The 18,527-nt window shown below is 57.6% G+C and carries 14 protein-coding genes; 2 read left to right on the forward strand and 12 right to left on the reverse strand.

The features are described 5' to 3' along the window. Window positions 1-794: 794 nt before the first annotated feature. The 9 genes from B0G52_RS02720 to B0G52_RS02760 form a co-directional block, all read right to left on the reverse strand. On the reverse strand, window positions 795-3,086 hold the full coding sequence (locus tag B0G52_RS02720) for a glycosyl hydrolase family 95 catalytic domain-containing protein (protein ID WP_094041949.1): 2,292 nt from the start codon (window positions 3,084-3,086) through the stop codon (window positions 795-797). A 23-nt stretch (window positions 3,087-3,109) separates the two neighbouring features. Continuing rightward, entirely contained in the window at window positions 3,110-3,988 is an 879-nt protein-coding gene (locus tag B0G52_RS02725; RefSeq protein WP_094041950.1) for a carbohydrate ABC transporter permease, read from the reverse strand. A gap of 16 nt (window positions 3,989-4,004) precedes the next feature. After that, window positions 4,005-4,916: an ABC transporter permease gene (locus tag B0G52_RS02730; RefSeq protein ID WP_094041951.1), complete on the reverse strand. Its 912-nt coding sequence runs from the start codon at window positions 4,914-4,916 to the stop codon at window positions 4,005-4,007. A gap of 75 nt (window positions 4,917-4,991) precedes the next feature. Beyond that, window positions 4,992-6,650, reverse strand: coding sequence for an extracellular solute-binding protein (locus B0G52_RS02735; protein WP_094041952.1), 1,659 nt, complete (start codon window positions 6,648-6,650; stop codon window positions 4,992-4,994). 195 nt (window positions 6,651-6,845) lie between these two features. Continuing rightward, window positions 6,846-9,128, reverse strand: a complete 2,283-nt coding sequence (locus B0G52_RS02740; protein ID WP_233162286.1) for a helix-turn-helix domain-containing protein — start codon at window positions 9,126-9,128, stop codon at window positions 6,846-6,848. Window positions 9,129-9,186: 58 nt separating this feature from the next. Continuing rightward, window positions 9,187-9,819 (reverse strand): SGNH/GDSL hydrolase family protein, encoded by a 633-nt coding sequence (locus tag B0G52_RS02745; RefSeq protein ID WP_094041953.1) that lies wholly within the window; start codon window positions 9,817-9,819, stop codon window positions 9,187-9,189. A 160-nt stretch (window positions 9,820-9,979) separates the two neighbouring features. Then, window positions 9,980-10,705: a response regulator transcription factor gene (locus B0G52_RS02750; RefSeq protein ID WP_094041954.1), complete on the reverse strand. Its 726-nt coding sequence runs from the start codon at window positions 10,703-10,705 to the stop codon at window positions 9,980-9,982. A gap of 120 nt (window positions 10,706-10,825) precedes the next feature. Beyond that, window positions 10,826-12,625, reverse strand: coding sequence for a two-component system histidine kinase PnpS (pnpS, locus tag B0G52_RS02755; RefSeq protein ID WP_094041955.1), 1,800 nt, complete (start codon window positions 12,623-12,625; stop codon window positions 10,826-10,828). A 24-nt stretch (window positions 12,626-12,649) separates the two neighbouring features. After that, entirely contained in the window at window positions 12,650-14,182 is a 1,533-nt protein-coding gene (locus tag B0G52_RS02760) for a fumarate hydratase (protein ID WP_094041956.1), read from the reverse strand. Window positions 14,183-14,302: 120 nt separating this feature from the next. On the opposite strand from B0G52_RS02760, the gene yfbR reads away from it, so the two are divergent. Next, window positions 14,303-14,911 carry a 5'-deoxynucleotidase gene (gene yfbR / locus B0G52_RS02765; protein ID WP_094041957.1) on the forward strand — a complete coding sequence of 203 codons (609 nt, stop codon included), beginning with the start codon at window positions 14,303-14,305 and terminating at the stop codon, window positions 14,909-14,911. After that, window positions 14,908-15,714, forward strand: a complete 807-nt coding sequence (locus B0G52_RS02770; protein WP_094041958.1) for a sugar phosphate isomerase/epimerase family protein — start codon at window positions 14,908-14,910, stop codon at window positions 15,712-15,714. Before yfbR ends, B0G52_RS02770 begins: the two co-directional genes overlap by 4 nt. A 223-nt stretch (window positions 15,715-15,937) precedes the next feature. On the opposite strand, the gene B0G52_RS02775 is transcribed toward B0G52_RS02770, so the two are convergent. The 3 genes from B0G52_RS02775 to B0G52_RS02785 all read right to left on the reverse strand — a co-directional run bounded on the left by B0G52_RS02775 (window position 15,938) and on the right by B0G52_RS02785 (window position 18,388). Next, window positions 15,938-16,492 (reverse strand): DUF3221 domain-containing protein, encoded by a 555-nt coding sequence (locus tag B0G52_RS02775; RefSeq protein ID WP_094041959.1) that lies wholly within the window; start codon window positions 16,490-16,492, stop codon window positions 15,938-15,940. Then, entirely contained in the window at window positions 16,489-17,166 is a 678-nt protein-coding gene (locus B0G52_RS02780; RefSeq protein WP_094041960.1) for a hypothetical protein, read from the reverse strand. The genes B0G52_RS02775 and B0G52_RS02780 overlap by 4 nt, the downstream gene beginning before the upstream one ends. Window positions 17,167-17,236: 70 nt before the next feature. Beyond that, the gene (locus tag B0G52_RS02785) at window positions 17,237-18,388 is read right to left on the reverse strand and encodes an MDR family MFS transporter (RefSeq protein WP_255407485.1); all 1,152 of its coding nucleotides are present in this window, start codon (window positions 18,386-18,388) and stop codon (window positions 17,237-17,239) included. Window positions 18,389-18,527 lie beyond the last annotated feature (139 nt).

Genomic DNA, 18,527 nt, shown 5'->3' on the forward strand with positions numbered 1-18,527 from the left:
CGCCGTTTTCGGCCCATTTGTCGCTATCCCTTCCGGTCAGGTCACGCTGTACCTCGCGTACCGCTTTTTGCCGCCCCTTTTGCCGCTATCCCATTGAGTCAGTTGGGAGTCATGTCCAGTTGCTCGCGAGTTTCATCCATTCTTCGACCATCGCCTATCCTGAACTCACGAAGTCTAGCGGCCGTTCCAGGTCTGGCAGGCTGACTCGAGCTTCACGGCAACAATCCCTTAAACTTGGATAATCTGCTCCTCTCCGAACGGAACCAAGCCATTCTCTCACTCATCAATCTCGGCTTCCAGGAGCCCTGCGACCAACCTGACTCGACGGGATACCGGCAAAAGGAGGGAAAAGGCATTACGTACAGGTTCAGAATGTGGTGCAGAAAAACTGACTCGACGGGATACCGCCAAAAGGAGGGAAATGGCATTACGTACAGGTTCAGAATGTGGCGAAGAAAACCTGACTCGACGGGATACCGGCAAAAGGAGGGAAAAGGCATTACGTACAAAATTCAGAATGTGGTGCAGAAAAACTGACTCGACGGGATACCGACAAAAGGAGGGAAAAGGCGATACGTACGTATTCAGAATGTGGTGCAGAAAAACTGACTCGACGGGATACCGGCAAAAGGAGGGAAATGGCACTGCGTACAGGTTCAGAATGTGGCGAAGAAAAACTGACTCGACGGGATACCGGCAAAGAGGCAGAGAACGATAAGCCTCTTTGCCGGATATCTATTACACATTGGGCATGCCCAATCGCTCTAGCCGGTTCTTTGACGGCGCTCCGATCTTCATACTTGTTCTCCAGGAGGACGACTCTGGCAGCTTAAGCGACAGCCCTGCCCCAGCCCATACTGCCTCCAAGGCGTACGGCCGCCGAAATAGTTGCGAATTGGAGGCGCCTCGCTGGGCCGTACCGCCCGGACGGCCAGGTCGGGAACGCGCTCGCCGACGTACAGAACAATATCCTCTCCAGCGCAAATATCCAGTCGGATCAGGCCACTCTCTTCGACGGCCACCCGATCCGATCGGTCCTCCCGTCCGTGATTGGCCTCGACGGCCCGAACCGCCCCCCGCCCGGTCAAATCCGTGCGGACGAAGCAAGACTCGCCAGCCAAGCTCTTCACTCGCACGAAGCGGGTTTCTCCGCCCTCTCTGACGGCGCTGACCAGGAACCCGCCCTCGGCCCGCAGTTCGTGAAAGGCCGTATCTCGCCACTGCGCAGGCATGGCCGGAAAGATGCGCAGCACGCCTCCCCAGCTCTGCAGCAGCATATCGTGAATCGCTTCCGCCCCGGCCAGCGGCGTCTCGATGACAGGCCCCGCTTCCCTGTACATCGTGTTCGGCGTAATCAGATGCAGCAGCGTATGCAGACATTGCAGCGCTAGCTCGCCCTGGCCCAGCGCAGCGGCGATCGAAGCTGCGCCGGTGAAGCTGAATCCGCGCAAATCCCCTTCGAGACCAAGCCAATGACGCAGCGATCTATTGACGAGCTCCCATTCCTCGGACGATTCACAGCGGATGAGATGCAGCGGAAACACGGCCAGCAAATGGCTGAAATGGCGATGGCCGAAAGCCAGCGGCGTATCCTTCCCGACCCTAAAGCCGGTATCGTCTGTCGGCAGTGGCGCGAGGCGTTCGACTACCTCCCGCCACCTCCCGATCCGCTCATCCTCGACGCCCAGCCGCTCGGCCGAATCCAGCAGCGTCTCGCAGCCCCAGCGCAGCAGCGCCAGATCGTAATGGCAGTCCGCCACTTGAAGCCGCTTGAACGAGCCGTATTCGGGAGATATCGTCGGCGGCAGATGCAGCCTCCCGTCCTCCCCTTCCTCCAGAAGATGAAGATAGTAGTTCACGCTTCTGCGCAGCAGCGGATACAGCAAATCCCGCAGCAGCTCCTCGTCCATCGAGCAGCGGTAATGCCGCCATACGCTGTGGCAAATCCAGGTCAGGTTGCCGACCTCGTCGTCGACCTCGCTTTTCAGATCCAATCCGCTGCTTCTGCCCAATCCCGCGCTGTCTCCCCTGTACGCTTCCGGCACATTGGCGATCAACTGCTCCCGGCAGCGGCGAAGCGCGCCGATGAGAGACTGTCCCAGCTCCAGCCGGTTGGACGCGTAGACGGGGGAATAGCTCATTTGCACGTTCATATTAAACCAGGCTCCCGGCCACGGCGTCGTCGTCAGCCAAGGTCCGATATTGTCGAGCAGCGGCGCATTCGCCCTCGTCGCGGAGGCCAGCTTGTACATTTGTATCCAATAGAAGCTTTCGAGCCGCGAATCCGGGATCGAGACGAAGCTCTGCCGGTAATAGCTGTACCACCAGTCCCGGTGGGAGCGGACCAGCCTATCGCCCGGAAGGTCGGACGCCTCCCGCACAACCCGCACCGCTTCCGCGCAATCCGTCTCCTCGCAGCCCCGCACGACCGCGATCCAGTAAGATCTGCGCCCTTCCGCCCCTTCGCGCTCCGTCCAGGAGGTCGTGCAGCCTTGACCGGATTCGAAGCGCTGGATTCCAACGCCGATCCGGTCAACCGTTCTTCTGGTCACGACCGTATCCGGAATAGGCTGGTTCAAATTGATTCCGTCCGCTTGCTTCAGAACCTGATCCAGCTCCGAGTAAGCCGCCCATTCGATCGTCGCGCCGCGCTCCTCCTCCGAGCATTCCAGCTCGATGCAAAGAACGGGCATTTCGCTGTGAACGAATGCCCGCAATTGTACGCTTCCCTTCGTCGTCGTTATATCCGCCCTCAATTCCGCGTTCCACAGATCCAAGCGCATCGACGTCGGCTGATAGATCCAGCCTTCCAGCCGCAGATGCACCTCTCCTACCGGAACGCGGGGATCGAAGCCGGTCCGTCCCGCCGATCCGGCCGATACGTCGGTGCGGCCCAGCACGAACCGCAGCGTATTGCGCATGCTCGCATGCTCTTCCCCGTACGCCATCGCTCCCACGAAGCCGTTCCCGAGGAACGCTCCGGAATCCCAGGAGACCGGCTTGACGACCCAGTCCATATCGTGTCCGGACAAGTATTCTACCCAGTCCGTCTCCAGTCGAATACCGCCGTCGCCTTGCCTTCCCACTTCGTATCCCCTCCTCACATGATTTAGCCTTTAACGGCGCCGATCAGCGCGCCCTTGACGAAATACCGCTGCAGCAGCGGATAGACGAGCAGAATCGGAACGGTCGCGACCATGATCGTCGCGTATTTCAACGTGGCCGACAGCATCGCCACATCCTCCGTCGCCGCCCCTTCCGCCATCGCGCTGGCCTCGCCTTGCAGCAAAATCTCCCGCAGCACCAGCTGCAGCGGATACTTCGCTCGATCCTGGAGGAAGATCGACGCGTTAAACCAGGCATTCCAGTGGCTTACGCCGTAATACAGCAGAATAACGGCCACAACCGGGAGGGAAAGCGGCAGGATGATCCGGAACAAAATGACGAAGTCGTTGGCTCCGTCGATTTTGGCCGATTCCTCCAGACTTTCCGGGATGGCGTCGAACGCCGTTCTCATGATGATGAGGTTAAACGTATTGACCGCGGTAGGAACAATAAGCGCCAGCAGCGAGTTGCCCAGCCCCAAGTTCATGACCGCGAAGTAAAAGGGAATCAACCCCCCGCTGAAAAACATCGTGAATACGAAAAACAGCATAATCTGCTTCCGATATCTTAAGCTGCGCCGCGACAGCGCGTACGCGCCGAACGAAGTGAGCACGATGTTCAGCGCCAGTCCGCCGACGAGAATGATCAGCGTGTTCGTATACCCCGACGCGATCATCGGGTTGCGGAACACGTTCACGTAGGCGTCCATGGAGAAGCCGAGCGGCTTCCACAGCATTCCCGAATGCTTCATCAGCTCCGATGCGTCGCTCAGGGAGGCGAAGGCGACGTGCAGCAGCGGATACATCGTCAGCACCATAAGGAACGTCAGGAAAATGTAGTTGAACCAGTCGAATAGCCTGCCGGACCAGGAAACGGTACTCATCCGCGATCTCCCCTTTTTACCATAGACTTGTATCGTTCAGCTTGCGGCTGAGCCAGTTGGACGAAATGACGAGAATAAAGCCGATCGCCGAATTGAACAAGCCGACTGCGGAGCTGAAGCTATAATTGAAATCTTGCAGGCCTACCCGGTACACGTAGGAGGAGATGACGTCAGCGGTTTCGTACACGCCGGGACTGTACAGCAAAATAATTTTTTCAAAGCCGAGGTTCATCATTCGCCCCAAATTCAAAATAAGCAGCACGGTAATCGTCGGAAGAATGCCCGGAATCGTAATATGAAGCATCTGCTTCCATCTTCCGGCGCCGTCGATCTTCGCGGCTTCGTAGCGCTCCGGATCGATTCCCGTCAATGCGGCCAAATAAATAATCGTCCCCCATCCGATATGCTGCCAGATGTCGGTCGACACGTAGATCGTCCGGAACAGGCCGGGCTCCAGCAGCAACGAGTGCCGTTCCCCGCCGAAGAACGCGATAATGTCGTTGATGATGCCGTTGCTGGACGTGAAATCCTTGATCATGCCGCAGATGACGACAAGCGAGATGAAGTGCGGCAAGTACGTGAGCGTCTGGACCGTTCTCTTGAAGATTTGCACTCTGATCTCGTTAAGCAGCAGCGCCAGCACGATCGGCGCGGGAAATCCGAAGATCAGGTCGTAGAAGCTGATCATGAACGTGTTGCGAATCGTGCGCCAGAAATAAGCGCCCTGGAAGAAATCCATAAAATGTCCGAAGCCCGCCCATGGACTGCCGATAATCCCCAAGCGCGGAGAAAAATCCTTAAAGGCGATCATGGCTCCGTACATCGGCTGATAGTGAAACAACACGTAGTAGACGAACAGCGGGAGAAGCATGACGTATAAATACTTGTTTTTCCGAACGTCGAACAGCACGCGTCCCATGGCTTTCATATCGGTTCCTCTCCATCCTTGGCAGCCGATCCGCGGACGGTATCCGGCGCGGACGATCCGCGGATCGGCTTGCGCTTACCTGTTGTTGTATCGCTCCAGCGCGGCCTGATAAATTTCCGTAACCCTGTCGATGCCCATCGAACGAATCTGTTCGACGTAGCTGTCGAAACGGTCGAGCGGCTCCTTGCCCATAACGAACTTCATGAACATCTCTTCCTTATAGCTCGTTACCGCAGTCAGAATCTTGGCGACTTCCTGGCTTTCCTCGACAGTAGGCGTAAGGAAACCCGGCAGCAAATGCTTGGCGGCGTCCGTCTTCGCCCAGACGACGGCGGCTTCGTCCATTTCGGGATACGTGTTCAGGCTTTTTCTTGGATCGCCGAGGAACGGTCCGTTCGGCTTCGTATACTGAGAGATCATCTGCTGCACGCTGTATTGCGGGTCCTTCAAAACTTTGTCCGTAAATACGGGCTTTCCGTCGGCCATCGTATAGCTCTCGCCTTCGACGCCGAAGTTGAACAGCCTCGCGCCCGGCTCGCTGTAGGCGTAGTCCAGCCATTTGGCGACCAGCTCGGGATTTTTCGCCGCCGTCGTAATGCCCTTGCTCGCCGACGGATTAAACTCGAAGCTGCGCTGGCCGATGAACGCAGTGTCGCCTTTGTTCAAGGTCGGATACGGCGCGGGTACGAGATGGAATTTCTCGTCGCTCTTCTTGCCGGACTCCATCCATCTGCCGAGCCCTCCGGAGATAAGGTGAACCGTCGCGCCGGACTGTCCGCTCAGCATTTTGGCATCCAGCGCTTTCGTGTCCGTGTTCAGAGCAAAATCTTTGTCGAACAGACCCTCCTCATACCATTTGCGCAGCAGCGCAAGCGCGTCCTTGAACTGCGGGTCGATCGGGCCGTACTGCACCTTGCCGTTGTCGTCGATGTAATGGCGGTTGGCGGTGCGGAACGCGCCGATGAAGGCGTCCTGCAAGTTCGTCTCGTTGTTGTACATCGCCGTGAACGGAGCCGTCGCGCCTTTGTGCTCCTTAAAGGCCTGAAGCACCGCATACCACTCGTCGATTGTCGTCGGGACTTCCAGATTAAGCTCGTCCAGCCAGTCCTTGCGAATGATCGGTCCGCGGAATACGAGGGCGTTGTCCGGACGAATCATCGGGAAGACGTAGTAGGTTCCATTGTCGGTCTTCATCATCCTGTCCAGCTCGGGATTGTCCTGGAGCAGCTTCTTCAAGTTCGGCGCATGCTGGTCGATCAGATCGTTCAGCGGAACGATGACTTTGTCGTTGATCGCTTTCTCGGGGCCTCCCGGATATTCGACCGTCCAATCGATCTCGATCGTGTCCGTCAAGTTGTTCGAGGCGATCATCAGATTAAATTGTTCCTTGCGCTGTCCGCTTGCGGGATGCGTGTACTTGACCTTGATGCCGGTTTCCTGCTCCAGCTGCTTGCCGAACGGCGTGTCCGCAAGGTTGGAATAGAACGTGATCAGGTTGTCGTTCACTTCTTCCCACGAAGTAATCGTCTCGGTCGTATTGACCGGATACGCTCCGGCCGGATCGCCCGACGGCTGCACTGGCGGTTGGCTTTCCCCGTTCGCAGACGAAGCGGCGGGCGAACTAGGCCCCGCGCTATTCTTCTCTTCTTTCGAGCAGGCCATTAACAATCCGAATACGATAACAATGGAAAGCAAAATACTCAAGCGTCTTGAACCAGCGGACTGAGCTTTCATCGAAATCCCCCTTAAGCGTATTGGCGAGTGCACTCTACCCGAATTATCAACCGCCGCCGCGTTAGAAATAAATCGTCAAAACCTAAAACAACCGTTAAAAGCTGAAATTCCGCATCGTTAAAATGTGGTGTGGCATGCAAAAATGAAAAGCCGACCATAGATCGGCGCGGCTTAGGGCGTGTATGCATACACGCTTTAGTTCATCTCCCGGTACTTCCCGGGCGTAATCCCCTCGAACTTCTTGAAAATCCGGTTAAACGTATTGATATCCGCATACCCGACGGCGCGGGAAATTTCGTTGACGGGACGCTTTTTCTCCAGCAGCAATCTCTTGGCTTCCTGCAATCGCGTCTTGTTGATGAAGTCCAGCAAAGCCTCGCCGGTCTGGTCGCGGAACTGCCTCGACAGATACGACGGCGTTAAGCCGAAGCGTTCGCCGATACGGGAAATGTTCAAGTTCTCGTCGCGATACTGGTCCTGCACGTAAGCGATCACCTGATCGATCAGTTGGTTGTCTCGCTTGCGGCTGCTTTCGATGATCGTGCACGCCTGCCCCAGCGTCTCCAGCAATTGGGCTTTCATCTCCCGGATCGACCGGCAGTTCATCAGCCTGTCCACGGGATTCGACTGCTCCATGAACATCGCTTTGTTGATCGCGTTCATGTCCTCTACCGTTTTCATCATCGTGCTGATCAAGTCGAACATCAAGCATTTGGCCAGCGGGACGGACAATGAAGCGTTCTCGAGATTTTTGCGGAAAATAACTTCGACAAGCTGCTGCGATTTCTCGTAATTGCCCGTCTTCATAAAATTGATCAGCTGCTGCTCGATCGTCAGCGGGTAGTAATAGCCGTCCATCGCGCTCTCCAGCTCCGATTGCTTCAGGGAAGAATAGTTGGTCGTCTCCCCGTTGCCCAGCACCATGCCGTATTCCAGCGCCTCCAGCGCTTCCTGGTAAGCTTGCCCGATTGCGAATATTTCTCCATGAATGCCGCTGATCGCAACGGCGAGACGAACCTGCAGATGGCGGTACAGAAAATCCTTCGTGCTCTCGGCAATCCGCATCAGCTCGCCGGCGTTGCGCTCGGGATCGTCCTGCCGGAAGTTGAGAATGCAGGCCAGCGAATCGTCCATATCGACCATATACGCGCGGTTGTTTTCCCGGGACGTTTCCTCGACGACGTTCGTGATAAAAAAATGCAGCAGACGCTTCTTGGAAGCGTCTTCAACATTGCCGTCGGCATCGCCGTATTTTCCGTAATCCTCGATATAAAACAGCAATACGGCGTAGTCGGACGAGCCAAACTCGATGTCGTGGGCGGCCAGCGAATCGTGAATCGGCACGCTGCTCTCCACGCGCCCTTTAAGCAGTCCGGCCAGAAAATGCGAGCGGACGACGTCGTTATGCCGCTTCAGCCGTTTGCTGATCTCTTCTTTCTCGTGAAAAGCGCTGTCGATCGCCCTCTCCAAATACGAATATTCGTTGGAATTGCCGTCGAACGGCACGCCGACTTTGCCGGAAAAGCTGCGAATCAGCATGCTGATCGGGCTGTAGTTCATGCGCATGAAGAAATAAGTGACGAATCCGCCTATGACAAGACAGAGAACGATGCTGACGTAAATCAGGTTTTTCGTGTACTCCATCTTCTGGTTGTATACTTTGGCCGGGGTGAGCACGACATACTTCCATCCCGTAACGGCCGATGTCGTATGCGACACGGCCAGCTCGCCGCTGTCCGAATATTCGTACGTCAGCCCCCGTTCCTCCTTCATCCGGCCGTAGTCCAGCGAGGAAGCGAAGCTATGGTCGTCGCTTGAAGCGATGATGCGATTGTTCTCGTCCATGACGACAACCGACGAGCCTTCGGCGGGCCTGATGTTCTCCAGCAGCTTGGAGTCTTTGATCACGATCAGAATCACGTCGCTCGGCTGTCCCGGATTGTGCAGGGCGATAGACCGGGCATACAGAACGGAACGAACGGGCTTGCCGTCCGCCTCGTACAGCACCGGCGTATAGGCCCGGGTATAGCGGGAATCGAAAATATCGTTCCATTCCTCGCTCTTCACGTCCTCCCGGTGCTGCAGCAGGGAGAACAGCGATCGGCTGTCCATCCGCTCCTGAGGCGAGATGACGGTATCGCTGTTCTCGTAACGGACATAGATTTGTTCGATAAACTCGTTGGCCAGCTTGTACACGCGCAAGGCGTTGGCGATCTCGAACAGTTCGTAATGGTCGCTGTCGCTTAGCGGACTCGTGGCATGCGTAAAATCGGCGATCGGCTTGTTCAGCGAAATCTCCACGCTGATCCGTTCGATCCCTCTCAGCATGCCGTCGATCGCCTGCTCCATCTGCAGCAGCGTGGATTCGTTGGCGCGCTTGATCTCGGTTTTGACGACGTCCATCGTGGAGACGTAGATCGCTCCGCTGATGACGATCGGCACGAACAATACGGACAAATAAGAAATCAACCAATTCACGATGATGCTGCGATTGCCCGGCCAGATCCGCTTGATGATAACGATCCCTCCCCGAAACTTAATCTTCTCCGATCGTTTCCAGCCACGCCTTGGCAATCAGCGCATGCCCGGCGGGGGAAGGATGCACGCCGTCCGGCGCCCAGTATGGCGAATGCGCTCTCGTCGCAGCCTGGGCGAACAAACCGTCCAGAGGCACGAGCAGCGCGCCGAACTCCCGCGCCAGCTTGCGCACGACATGAATTTTCGGGTCCAAATCCTCCCGCCAAGCTTCCCGGTCCGCCGGATGCGGCAGGACGAACGGCTCGATCAGGATCAGCTTCGCTTGCAGCCGTTCCGTCGTCCTGACAAGCAAATCGCGGTAACCTTCCTCGAACCGCTCGACGGAAGTCGGATCGTCCCGGTCGTAGCGGCGCCACGTATCGTTGATTCCGATATAGACGGACACCCAGGTCGGCTCCAGATCGAGGCAATCCCGCTGCCATCTCTCTTGCAAATTGCTCACGCGGTTGCCGCTGATGCCCCGATTGAGAAATTTCAAATCCAATTCGGGATACTTGGCGGACAAATGCGCCGCGATCAGGAAGGCATACCCTTTGCCCAGATCGCCGCCGTCGTCCCGGTTCCGTCCCGTATCCGTAATGCTGTCCCCTTGAAACAAAATCACATCGTTTTTGTTCAATAGCTTGCCCATGCGCGTATCCCCTTTATTTTTTTGACCAAATTATAAGCGATAGCCGGGGTGAGACATAGCATTAATTCCGCAAATCGATGTGCAAAACCTTCAATAGCGCCAAGAAAAACGCCCGAGTCGCTAGACCCGGGCGAGAATTGCGATATAAGTTCGGATACTCTCAATGATTCGAAGTCGACTTCCGGTTGACGAACAGCTTGTAGCCGACGCCGCGAATCGAATCGATCTGCACGCTCTGCTGGTTCAGCTCCAGCTTCTTGCGCAGGGAGCTGACGTGCACGTCTACGGTGCGTTGGCCGCCGATGTAATCGAAGCCCCATACGACGTTCATCAGGTCGTCCCGCGTAATGACGATGCCGGGCCGTTCCGCCAAGTACAGCAGCACCTCGAACTCCTTCGGCCGAAGCGTAATCCACTGGCCTCCCGAGAACACCTCGTACTTGTCGGGGAAAATCTGCAGATCGCCGATCGAAATGACTTTCTCCCCGTCCGCCGCTTTCGCCGGCTTGCTCTCCTCGTTGCGCGAGCGCCTGAGCACGGCCGATGTCCGGGCGAGCAGCTCCGCCACGCCGAACGGCTTCGTAATGTAATCGTCCGCCCCGAGCTTAAGCCCCTGCACGACTTCCTCCTCCGCGTTCCTCGCGGTCAGAATGATGACGGGCGTGCGCACGCCGTTCTGCCGCAGCTTCTGGAGCACTTCGAAGCCGTTCATGCCCGGGAGCATCAGGTCCAGGAAGATAATCGCATAGGATTCATGTATCGCTTTATGAAGCCCTTCCGCTCCGTTTCCTACCACTTCCGTTTCATAGCCTTCCTGTGAAAGGTTGTAGGTTACGAGACGGGCAAGCGTCGGTTCGTCCTCTATAATCAAAACTTTGTCCGACATGCGTACCTCCGGATAGGCAGGATTCCCTGCCTTAATGGCTCATCTATGTTAGTTTTATCATACCACTGTAAAGCCAACATCATGCAAATGTTAACTCAGCGTAAAATAGACAGGCCTGCTTTACGGTTGCAGCAGCGGAAGCTCCAAAATAAACCGGGAACCAGCGCCGACCGTGCTCTCCACCCGAATCGTTCCGTGGTGCAGCTCGGTCAGATGCTTGACGATCGACAGCCCCAGGCCGGTGCCTCCGGAGCTGCGGGAACGGGCTTTGTCGACGCGGTAAAACCGTTCGAAAATGCGCGGGATGTCCTTCTTCGGAATGCCGATCCCGGTATCCGACACCGTAATGCGCACCAGTTCCTCGTCTCCGCCATCCGCCTCCACGATCTCCGCCCGCACTTTCACCTTGCCGCCTTCCGGCGTGTAGTTGATCCCGTTCTGCATCAGATTCATGACGATCTGGCCGAGGCGGTCTTCGTCCGCTTCGAGGAACAGCCCCTCCTCCGCCTGCACATCCAGCTCGATGCTCTTCTTCGCCGCTTCCGGCGACAGCAGCTCGGTCATCCGTGCGAGGAAGGCCGGCAGGTCGATCGGGGAAAATTGCAGCGGAGAACGGCGCGACTCGATCTTGGACAGCTCCAGAATGTCTCCGATCAGCCGGTTCAGCCGGTCGCTCTCGTCCTGAATGATCGTCAGGAAAGATCTCGCCGTCTCCTCGTCGTTCATCGCCCCCGCGAGCAGCGTCTCTGCGAAGCCTTTCACCGCGGCTACCGGCGTCTTCAGCTCGTGCGAGACGTTGGCGACGAACTCGCTGCGCATCCGCTCCAGACGGCGGATCGCCGTCACGTCCTGCAGCACGAGCAGCAAGCCTTGCTCGTCGTCGCCGCCCATCGTCATCGGCACGATATGAATTTCGAGCAGCCGCTCCTCCGGATAATACACCGTCAGCTCCTCGTGAACCGCAACCGGCTGCTCCAGAACTTCGCGGATCAGGTTGACCAGCTCGAAATGCTGGCGGATTTCCGTGACGTTGCGGCCGACGCGCTCGCGCACCGTGCTGCCGAGCAGCAGCTCCGCTTCGCGGTTGTACAAAGTAATTTTGCCGTCGGGCGCGATCATGACGACGCCGCTCGTCATATTGTCGAGCACGCTCTGCAGCCGCGTTCCGTTGTCGCGGATTTCATCGAGCTGATCCTGCAAGCTTGCCGCCATCGCGTTCAGCGCGCGCGCCAGTTCGCCAACCTCGTCCTTGCCGCCCTCCGGCACCCGCGTCGCGTAATCCATATTGGCCATCCGCTTCGCCGCCGAAGTCATCCGTTCCAGCGGTCTTGTCACGCCAAGCGCGACGCGGTAGCTGACCGCTCCGGCAACGACGAACAACAGGAGCAGCCCGAAAATAAGCGCCAGCCACATGTTGTCCAGGCTCCGCTCGACGTCTCCGAGGCTCATCGCCAGACGCACGACCCCCGTTGCAGCGGAGCCCTCGCCCGCGTTCACCATGATCGCGACGTACATCATGCGCTCCTTCAAGGTGTCGCTGTACCGGATGCTGCTTCCCGTTCCGGACGCCAGCGCTTCGCGCACTTCCTCCCGGTCCAGATGATTGTTCATCGTCCCGGGATCGTGATCGGAGTCGCCTATGACCGTTCCGTCAGGTCGAATGTAGGTGATGCGCATCTCGGCGATTTCCTTGAATCGCTGAGCCTGTCCCTGCAAATATTCGCTCGCTTGGGCGTCGTCCAGCGTACCCGGCCAAGGCACCGCCGCGTTCAGGACGTGCAGTTCGCGAATCATATGATCTCGCAGCGCCGCTTGATGGTTTTTCTGATAGGAATTGCCCATGAGCAGACCGGCCGCAAGCACGGAGGAGCCGATCAGCAGCACGAACAGGACAGTAAGCTTGAAACGGAACTTGGTCATGACCGGGGGTGCGCTCCTTCTTCGTTACGCGAATACGGGATCTTTGAACTGCTCCAGCTTCGCTCTTGAATCTTTGTCAACGTCCGCATGCAGGCTGTTGCCGTGAGCGTCCATCGTGACAATCGCCGCGAAGCCTTCGACCTGCAGATGCCACATCGCTTCCGGAATGCCGAATTCCATAAAGTCGACGCCGTTCACCTGCTGGATGCACTCCGCATAATATTGGGCCGCTCCGCCTACCGCGTTCAAGTACACCGCCCCATGCTCCTGGAGCGCCGCAAGAGTTTTCGGCCCCATGCCGCCTTTGCCGATAACCGCGCGCAAGCCGAACTTTTTCAAGATATCGCCTTGGTACGGCTCCTCGCGAATGCTCGTCGTCGGCCCCGCCGCCTTCACGTGCCAGCCGTCGGAATCCTTGAGCATAACCGGTCCGCAGTGATAGATAACGCCGCCGTTCAGGTCGATCGGGGAATCGTGATCCATCAGGTGCTTGTGCAGCGCGTCCCGACCCGTGTGCATCTCTCCGTTCAGAATGACGACGTCTCCTACTTTCAAGCTGCGCACATCCTCTTCCGAGAGAGGCATCTGCAGCACGATTTCTTTCCCTCTGGGCGCTTCCGCCGCCGCAACCGCCTTGTCCTTCATCGGAACGTTCGAGCCGCCTTCGTAAATCCAGCTCTTGATCTCGTGCGTGTCGCCGTCGAGCAGCACGCCTTGGCGGCGATACGCCCAGCAGTTGTAGGCGACGGAGACGAAGAAGCTGGCCGGAAGACGATTGGCCACGCCGACTTTGCAGCCGAGCAGCGTCACGTTGCCGCCGAAGCCCATCGTGCCGATGCCGAGCTCGTTCGCTTTCTCCAGCACGTAGTCCTCCAGCTGAGCCAGCTCGGGAATCGCGTTAACGTCGTCGACGTTGCGGAACAGCTGCTGCTTGGCGAGCTCGTAGCCGGTCGTCCGGTCGCCGCCGATGCCGACTCCGATGAAGCCGGCGCTGCAGCCCTGACCCTGCGCCTGATACACCGCATGCAGAATGCATTTGCGGATGCCGTCGAGATCTCGCCCCGCTTTGCCGAGCCCTTCGATCTCGCACGGCAGGCTGTATTGAATGTTTTTGTTCTCGCAGCCGCCGCCTTTAAGAATGAGACGCACGTCGACCTCGTCGCGCTCCCACTGTTCGAAGTGGATGACCGGCGTGCCGGGTCCCAGATTGTCTCCCGTATTCGCTCCCGTCAACGAATCGACCGAATTGGTGCGAAGCTTGCCGTCTTTGGTCGCTCTGGCGATCGCGCTGCGGATCTCCTTCTTCATTACGATCTGGTTGGCGCCGACCGGCGTATGGACAACGAACGTAGGCATTCCCGTATCCTGGCAGATCGGCGACACATTGCACTCGGCCATTTCGATGTTTTGCGCGATTGTGGACAGGGACAAGCCCGCGCGCGTAGCTTGGTCTTCCGCCTCTCTGGCGGCGGTTATGGCACGGCGGACATCCGCCGGAAGATTCGTGGACGTTTCTACGATGAGCTTATAGACGCTTTGTTCGAATGCAGATGACATAAGTGCTGAATCCCCTCTCTATTCGTTGACTCCTATTAAATATATAATAGCATATATGCTCCCTATAAGTTTAACCAAAGTCGAGCAAAACCGACTTGCCGGAGAAAGGGTGCCGCCTTCATGGCCAATCATTTTTTGGCGTATATGTACCGATTGCAGCATATCGAGCGCTGGAGTCTGATGCGCAGCGCGAATCCGGAAAACGTCGCCGAGCATTCCTTCCACGTCGCCCTGATCGCCCATTCCCTGGGCGTTATTGCGCGGGAAATATTCGGGCGCGACGTTCAGCCGGAGCAGCTCGCCTCCTACGCGTTGTTCCACGATGCGACGGAGGTATTCACCGGCGACATTCCGACGCCCGTGAAGCATCAGAACCCGCGGATTCTCGCCAATTTCCGCGAGATTGAAGCGATGGCCTCCGAGCGGCTGCTGGCCAACGTGCCCGAACGGCTGCGCGGCAGCTATGCCCCGCTGTTCACGCGTCAGCCGGACGATCCTGCCCTCGCCAAGCTGCTGAAAGCCGCCGATCTGCTCGACGCCTATTTGAAGTGCACCAGCGAGATGTCCGCAGGCAATCGCGAGTTCGCCACGGCCCGCCGCCAGATCGAAGAGAAGCTTGCGCAGCTCGGGCTTCCCGAAGTGGAATGGTTTCTCGACCATCTGGCGCCGGGATTCGAACGAACGATCGACGAACTATCCGAAACCGAAGGAGACGATCAGCCATCATGAAACTGAAAGTATTCAAATCGCTGTGGGGAATGGAACATCTGACGCTGGAAGAAAAATTCGCAAAAATCGCCGCAGCCGGCTATGCCGGGGTCGAAAGCCCGCCGCCCGGACCGGACGAGGAGGAGAAGTTCCGCGAGCTGCTGGCCCGATACGGACTGGAATATTCCTCGATGGCGTTCACGAACGGCGATCACGTCGAGTCGTTCCGTAGTCAGCTTGAGCGGGCGGCCACGTTCTCGCCCGTGCTGATCAACGCTCATAGCGCGAAGGACGATATGCCTTACGAAGAGCAGCTGAGCTTCTATCGCCAAGCGGCGGAAATCGAACGCGCTCTCGGTATCCCCGTCGTTCATGAGACGCACCGCGGACGGGCCATGTATACGCCATGGACGACCGAACTCCTGCTGAACGATCTGCCGGAGCTGCGCCTGTGCGCCGACTTCAGCCACTGGTGCGTCGTATGCGAATCCTTGCTCGAGGATCAGGCCGGACGGATGGAGAAAATCACGGCGCGCGCCGCATACGTCCACGCCCGCGTCGGCTATGCCGAAGGGCCGCAGGTCAATCATCCGGCCGCGCCGGAGCATGCCGACGCGCTTGCGGCGCACGACGCCTGGTGGCGTTCCATCGCCCGCCATCGCCGCGATCAAGGCGCGGAACAGCTCATTTTCGTCCCCGAGTTCGGACCACCGGGTTATCTGCATACGCTTCCGTTCACCCGGCAGCCGGTCTCCGATCTGTGGGAAGTGTGCCTGTGGATGAAAAATTACTTGGAGAGCCGTTGGGACGAGTGGCTGGCTTAACATACGAATGGGCTTGGCTCATAAATCAGGGCAATAAAAACGATCGATAACAGGTTGAGGCTATCCCATAAACAGAGACGTACAGATTATCGTTGTAAAAGGATGGGCATCTATCTCCTGGAGACCGGAGGGAGATAGATGCCCGTGACTATCCCTCGATAATCGTTCGGTACGTCTCTTTTATTTATAGGACAGCCCTCATGTTTCATAAATCGATCGTTCTTTATTGCTTATCCGGAACGGTCACGACAACCGTACGAGCCTCTCCATTGTACGCCAGCTCGATCCGCCAATGCCCGGTGTTCGCCTTGTATTCCGCCTCTTTGACCGCTGGCGGGAACATTCCGCCGGCGTCGGGAGCTTCCAGCGCTTTGCGGATCGCTTCCGCCTCCGTCAGATTCGCGCCGTCAGGCTGCTGCGCCGCGAAAGCTTCCACGCGCCCCGCCTTCCCTTGCCCCGGGTAAGATTCCGCGATAGGTCCGTCCGGCCATACTCGAACCCGCTCGCCGATGCCGTGCTCCGTACCTGCATTGGAAAACCAGGTAGCTTCGTAATAGTGGTTTGCTCCCCCGTCGTCGCTAGTGTTCGTTTTGACAGAGCCCGTGACTAGAATTCCATCGCCTTTCCTATCGACGATATAACCCGTATAGACAAACTCCGGCTCTTCGGAAGATTGCCCGGCCCCATCGTTCGATGCTCCCGTGCTCTCTCCGCAAGCCGAGAGCAGTACGACGAATGCAGCCAGAAACGCCAATAGAACGCCCCTTCTCCTTCTCATCGTTGCCCGCCTCCTTTATGTTTGCTTCTGGTTCTGACGAAGATCAGAACGCCAATGCCGACGGCGGCAACGAAGCCGATCCACGCCCAAACCGAAGCCCCGCCTTCGGCCTCTTCGCTTCCGGGCACGCCTTCTTCAGCCGATTGTCTCCCGGGACTACTCCCTTCAACCGATCCGCTTCCCGGCCCGCTCCCTTCCGCCGATACGCTTCCCGGCTTGCTCCCTTCGGCCGGTTCATATCCCGCGCCCAGCTGCTCTAATGCGTCCCCGGCTTCATCGATCGGTTTCGTCAGCTCGCACATACCCGTCTCCAACCGTTCCGGAGTTCCGTAGGCGGACACGAGGTATCGGCCGCCTTCCTTGAACTGCACGTAACCGCAGCTTTCCGAGCCGATCGCCGTATACACCTTCGTTTGCTTGGTCAGCTCGCCTTTCCACACGTTCTCGACATCGAACGTAACTTCCACCCGATCGATCGAGCTGTCGATAATCCCTTTATCCGGCTTGACCAGCTTCGTCACCGTGCCGGAAAATATCGCCGTCTTGCGGCTCAATTCGTCTTCGACGGACGGCGGAGCGGCGCAGGAGCAGGCGTAAGCCGTTCCCGGAGCCGCGATCGCGCCCGCGGTAAACGTCAGCAGCAGGCACGCGAACAGCGCCAATGCGGTTCTCATTTCTCATCACCTCTACCTTCAGACGACAAAAGCTCCCCGATTGTTCCGCGCTCGAAAAAAAAGAAGCCGGCTAAGCGGCTTCGGAAAATTGGCGGACGACGCGGTATTGCGCGAAGCCGGCCAGCAAGATAAGAACGGCCAGCGCTGTAAACAGCGTCTCCCCGCCTCCGTACTCGAGCAGCAGTCCTCCCAGCACGGGCCCAAGTCCTCTGGACATCAGGTGGCTCGTCCCGTATACAGAGAAGTAGAAGCCGCGCTGCTCAGCCGGAGCCATAACGGATACGGCCTTCTGCATGTGCGGCCCGAAGATCATCTCCCCGATCGTAAACACGAATTCCGCGATGAACAGCCAGACGATGACGGTCGAATATCCGTAACCGAGCGCCACGACGGCAAACAGTCCGTAAGAGGCGCCGATCACGAGATGAGAGCGCATCGCCTCCGTTTTTCTGGCAATCCAGATTTGCATGGCGATGACCATCACGCCGTTAAAAGTCAAAATGGAAGCGAGCAGCGTCCGGTAATGCTCGAAATTCGTTTGCAGATGCAGCGGAAACGTCGATTCGACCTGAGCGTACAGCAAGCCGACCGGTAAGCTGAACAGCGTCATCCACAGCAGCGTCTTGTGCTCCGCCCAGCGAAACTTCGTCCTCCGCGGAGCCCGCAGCACCCGGCCGGACGCGTCCCGGGCCGCCCGAGGCATCGTCTCCGGCAGCTTAAACGCGATCAACAAGCCGTACAGCAGGAAGGACAGCGCCGAGATAAGGAAAACCGCGGACGGATTCCAGTCGAACATCAGCAAACCGAGCACGGGACCGACCGCAGCCCCTACGTTAAATGCGGTATGCATCAAGGCAAACACTTCCGCGCGCTTGTTCTCCGGCACCATGTCCGTAATCTGCGCATTCGCGGCCGGCATAAACAGAGCAAAGCCGATCCCGTTCACGATCGAGATTGCCGCGTAATGCCACACGTCTTCCGCGAACACGTAGCCGACCATGCAGGCCATCTGCAGCGCGAGAGCCGCCGTCATCAACGGCTTCCGCCCGAAGCGGTCGCTCCAGCCGCCTCCGTACCAACTGACGAGCAATCCGCACAGCGGCTGCAGACCGACGATAATCATCGGCAGAATAATCGAGCCTTCCATTTTATCGTAGAGATAGAGAACCAGAAAAGGGCGAATCATAAAACTCGTAATCGTCGTTAACGCCGAGCCGAGCACCCTGATCCAGATTCCCGCGTCGTAGCGGTTGATTGCGTGTGCGATTCTCTTGATCTTCCTTCATTCCTCTGCATCGTCTTGGGAGTAACCCAAGCATTATAACACAGAAGAATAGACACAGAATTAAGCAAAAATCCCC

This window comes from Cohnella sp. SGD-V74 (assembly GCF_003001675.1).
Classification (GTDB): domain Bacteria; phylum Bacillota; class Bacilli; order Paenibacillales; family Paenibacillaceae; genus Cohnella.

Excerpts from the sequence above, each read along its gene's own strand:
- B0G52_RS02725 (WP_094041950.1), bottom strand. The coding sequence starts at position 3,988 with ATGAGTACCGTTTCCTGGTCCGGCAGGCTATTCGACTGGTTCAACTAC.
- B0G52_RS02730 (WP_094041951.1), bottom strand. The coding sequence starts at position 4,916 with ATGAAAGCCATGGGACGCGTGCTGTTCGACGTTCGGAAAAACAAGTAT.
- B0G52_RS02735 (WP_094041952.1), bottom strand. The coding sequence starts at position 6,650 with ATGAAAGCTCAGTCCGCTGGTTCAAGACGCTTGAGTATTTTGCTTTCC.
- B0G52_RS02745 (WP_094041953.1), bottom strand. The coding sequence starts at position 9,819 with ATGGGCAAGCTATTGAACAAAAACGATGTGATTTTGTTTCAAGGGGAC.
- B0G52_RS02750 (WP_094041954.1), bottom strand. The coding sequence starts at position 10,705 with ATGTCGGACAAAGTTTTGATTATAGAGGACGAACCGACGCTTGCCCGT.
- pnpS (WP_094041955.1), bottom strand. The coding sequence starts at position 12,625 with ATGACCAAGTTCCGTTTCAAGCTTACTGTCCTGTTCGTGCTGCTGATC.
- B0G52_RS02760 (WP_094041956.1), bottom strand. The coding sequence starts at position 14,182 with ATGTCATCTGCATTCGAACAAAGCGTCTATAAGCTCATCGTAGAAACG.
- yfbR (WP_094041957.1), top strand. The coding sequence starts at position 14,303 with ATGGCCAATCATTTTTTGGCGTATATGTACCGATTGCAGCATATCGAG.
- B0G52_RS02770 (WP_094041958.1), top strand. The coding sequence starts at position 14,908 with ATGAAACTGAAAGTATTCAAATCGCTGTGGGGAATGGAACATCTGACG.
- B0G52_RS02775 (WP_094041959.1), bottom strand. The coding sequence starts at position 16,492 with ATGAGAAGGAGAAGGGGCGTTCTATTGGCGTTTCTGGCTGCATTCGTC.
- B0G52_RS02780 (WP_094041960.1), bottom strand. The coding sequence starts at position 17,166 with ATGAGAACCGCATTGGCGCTGTTCGCGTGCCTGCTGCTGACGTTTACC.